This window comes from Ensifer sp. SSB1 (genome assembly GCF_016652895.1).
Taxonomy (GTDB): Bacteria; Pseudomonadota; Alphaproteobacteria; order Rhizobiales; family Rhizobiaceae; genus Ensifer.
In genome coordinates, this window is the sequence record NZ_JAEPRP010000327.1 from 1 (window position 1) to 3,495 (window position 3,495).

At 64.7% G+C, this 3,495-nt stretch carries 3 protein-coding genes; 1 reads left to right on the plus strand and 2 read right to left on the minus strand.

Annotated features, from left to right (window positions below; all coding sequences use genetic code 11):
* A partial coding sequence (locus I8N66_RS36785) for an MFS transporter (RefSeq protein ID WP_291165415.1) occupies positions 1-855 on the minus strand: 855 nt, incomplete at its 3' end.
* Positions 856-1,075: 220 nt separating this feature from the next.
* On the opposite strand from I8N66_RS36785, the gene I8N66_RS36790 reads away from it, so the two are divergent.
* The gene (locus I8N66_RS36790; protein WP_113539029.1) at positions 1,076-2,008 is read left to right on the plus strand and encodes a LysR family transcriptional regulator; all 933 of its coding nucleotides are present in this window, start codon (positions 1,076-1,078) and stop codon (positions 2,006-2,008) included.
* Between the two features lie 81 nt (positions 2,009-2,089).
* Here I8N66_RS36790 and I8N66_RS36795 read toward each other — a convergent pair whose 3' ends face one another.
* Positions 2,090-3,103, minus strand: a complete 1,014-nt coding sequence (locus I8N66_RS36795) for an aldo/keto reductase (protein WP_113539030.1) — start codon at positions 3,101-3,103, stop codon at positions 2,090-2,092.
* Positions 3,104-3,495 lie beyond the last annotated feature (392 nt).

A 3,495-nucleotide genomic window follows, 5' to 3' on the forward strand; every position in this document is an offset into this window, starting at 1 on the left:
GATCATGGCCGGCGAAAGGACAGCGACATCGGTGACGATGGGGGCGATGAAGGTGTAGACGGCAAAGATGCTGGCGATGCCGACGGCTGCCACCAGCATCACGCCCCACACACTTGGCTTGCGCAGCGACGAGAGCTCCTGCACGACCGGAACCCCATCAAGCGCCTTGGTGCGCGGTACCCAGGCCCAGATCGCGACGAAGGCGAGGACGGCAAAGGCGGCGATCGCCAGATAGGTTTCGCGCCATCCGAGTGTCTGGCCGAGGAAGGTTGCGAGCGGCGAGCCGATGATGGTCGCGACCGTCAGCCCGGTCATCACGATGGCAAAGGCCTTGCCGGCCTGGCCGGGGCCGACGACATAGGATGCGACCACGGCGCCGGCGCCGAAATAGGCGCCCTGCGGCAGGCCACTGATGAAGCGGGCGACCATCAGCATGCCCATGTTTGCGGCAATCGCCGAAAGCACGTTGCCGAGGATGAACAGCCCCATCAGCGCCAGAAGCAGCGTGCGCCGGTTCATTTTCGCGGCCGCCAGCGTCATCAGCGGCGCGCCGATGACGACGCCGAAGGCGTAAGCGGTGATGGCGCTGGTGGCTTCCGGCACGCCGATGTTCATGGCTTCGGAAAAGAGCTGGATGATGCCCATGCTGGCAAATTCCGAGGTGCCGATGGCAAAGCTGCCGAGCGCCAGCGCAAGCAGCGTCAGGCGGTTGTTCTGCGGGGTCGGGGCTTCGACGACCGGCGGTGCTGCGCGCCTCCGGGTTGCGATCTGCGCACCACTGACCCGCTGGCGCAGGCTCGCGAAATCGAATGCGGCGGTCGGCGGAGCAAGGCTGGCTTCGACGGTGTGGGACATCTCGGTGATCCTTTTCCTGTTGTGCTGGACCGTCGCTTCTGGACGGTTCGCTTGAGACAACAGATCTCACGACAGGCGGCGGAGCAGTAGACGGTGAGGGTTCCCAGGATCTGATAGGGAAATTCACAGGTGCTGCGGCGGGGGCCCGCAACGCCGCGACACCGTGGGTTTTCAGCGCTAATCTGGCGGCAGATCTATGAATTCAAATCGGGGGGGCGTCATGGATAACCGGGCAGGCGAGATGATGGTGTTCGTCCAGGTGGTCGAGGCCGGCAGTTTTTCGGAGGCCGCGCGGCAATTGCTGATGACGCCGTCGACCGTGTCCAAGCTCATCCAGCGGCTGGAGGCGCGTCTTGGCATCCGCCTGGTCGAGCGCTCGACCCGGCGGCTGCTTCTGACCCGGGAAGGCGAGTTTTACTATGAGCGGAGCCAGCGGCTGCTTGCCGATCTCGACGAGACCGAACAGCAGATTGCCCACGGAGGTGCCGAGCCCGAAGGGCTGATCCGGGTGAACTCGTCCGTCAGCTTCGGTGCCGCGGCGCTGGAGCCGATCCTGCCCGCCTTCTGGGAAGCCTATCCGAAGATCGTCATCGACCTTTCGCTGTCGGATGAAGTCGTCGATCTCTACCTCGAACGGACGGATGTGGCGATCCGGGTCGGGCGGCTGCCGGATTCCAATCTGGTGGCGCGCAAGATCGGCGAGACCAAAAGGCGGATCGTCGCGTCCCCCGCCTATCTCGAAAGGCGGGGCGTGCCGGAAACGCCGGAAGACCTGCTTCATCACAATTGCATCGGCTTCAACTTTCGCCGGGCCAATCCGGTGTGGCCGATGCGCGAAGGTGGGCGGATCGTCGAGCGGATGCTGAGCGGTTCGCTTCTGACCAACAACGGCGAAACCATCCGCCGCATGGCGATGGCAGGCGTCGGCATCGGGCGGATTGCCGACTATCACGTGCGCGGTCCGATCGCCCGTGGCGAACTGGTGGAGGTGTTGGCCGACAGCGCGATTGCCGAGGCCGACGATATCCATGCGCTGTTTCGTGGCGCCCAGCTTCTGCCGGCGCGTGTGCGCGCCTTCCTCGATTTTGCCGTGCCCCGCCTGCAGCGCTTTCTGGCCGAGGAACCGGCAGAGCTTTCCCCGCCCGTGGGATGACGGGCGGGGATGGTGGTTTCGGGGTATCGAGTTGTCGCAATTCCGACCGGAAAACCGTTTCACACTTTTCCTGGAATTGGTTTAGCCGGCGATCGGTAGCGGAGCGGCCGGGTTGACGAGGCCGGCTGACTTGAGTTCCCGCCAGAAGTCGGCCGGTACGACCTCGTTGAGGGCGGCGCGGTCTTCGGCGATGCGGCTCGGCTGGCTGGCGCCGGGGATGACGGCTGCGACGGCCGGGTTGGCAAGCGCGAATTGCAGGCCTGCCGCCTTCATCGAGATGCCGTGACGGTCGGCGATCGCCTTGATATTTGCCACCTTCTGCAGGATTGCGGGCGTCACCGGGGCATATTCGAAGTTCGGTCCGCCAACCAGCGCGCCCGAGCTGTAGGGGCCGCCGACGATGATGCCGAGGCCGCGTTCGGCGACCGCAGGCATGACGCGCTGGAGGGCGCGGTCATGGTCAAGCAGCGTGTAGCGCCCGGCAAGCAGGAAGCCGTCCGGCCGGGGACCTTCGAGCGCCAGCAGCAGTTCGATCGGCTCGACCCGGTTGACGCCGAGGCCCCAAGCCTTGATCACGCCCTCGTCGCGTAACTTGTCGAGCGCCTTGAAGGCGCCGTTGCGCGCGGTTTCGAAGACACTCAGCCATTCGTCGCCGTAGAAGTCCTGGGCAACGTCGTGGACGAAGGCGATCTCGATGCGGTCGGTCTTCAGGCGCTTGAGGCTGTCTTCGATCGAGCGCAGCGTCGCGTCGTAGGTATAGTCGTTGACGATCTTGTTGGGGCGGCCATAGCGGAAGACGTCGCCCTTTTCGCCGAGATCGCGGGCGCTGACATCCTCGATCTCGTCGAGGATCACCCGACCGACCTTGGTGCTGATGACATATTCGTCGCGCGGGCGCCCTGCGAGCGCTTCGCCCATGCGGATTTCCGCAAGGCCGGCGCCGTAGAACGGGGCGTTGTCGAAGTAGCGAATGCCGTCGTTCCAGGCGGCCTCGACGGTGCCAAGCGCTTCCTGTTCCGGAATTTCGCGAAACATGTTGCCGAGCGGTGCTGCGCCGAAGCCGAGCTTGCCGGGAAGAATATCCTTGAGTGCCATTGCCTTGTCCTTTGATCAAGAGGCAGGCGGTGCCTGCGTCGTTGAAGTCTACGTTGGTGGATCCGGGACGAAGCTTCGGTGAAGTGCATCGCCGTTGGGTAGAGAGATAGGTCAGGCGGCGGATGGCCGGTAGCCGGGCGGGTTTCGCAACATCTGGGAAGCGAATTCACAGATGCGAGACGGTCAATCTTTCGGGTGTGGCATGGCGCTCGCAATCTCGCGGCGCTGGGCTCGACGCCGAATGGGACCGCCCGGCCAACGCTCCGGGTGCGCAGAGGCGATCGATCTGTCGGCGCGGGGTGCGGGCCGCCATTGCGGGCTCGCTCGTCTGGCAGCGCTAGGGTCCGGACTCAATTGCACCAGTAGGTGAGCGTGGCAGCGATTAGAGCTGC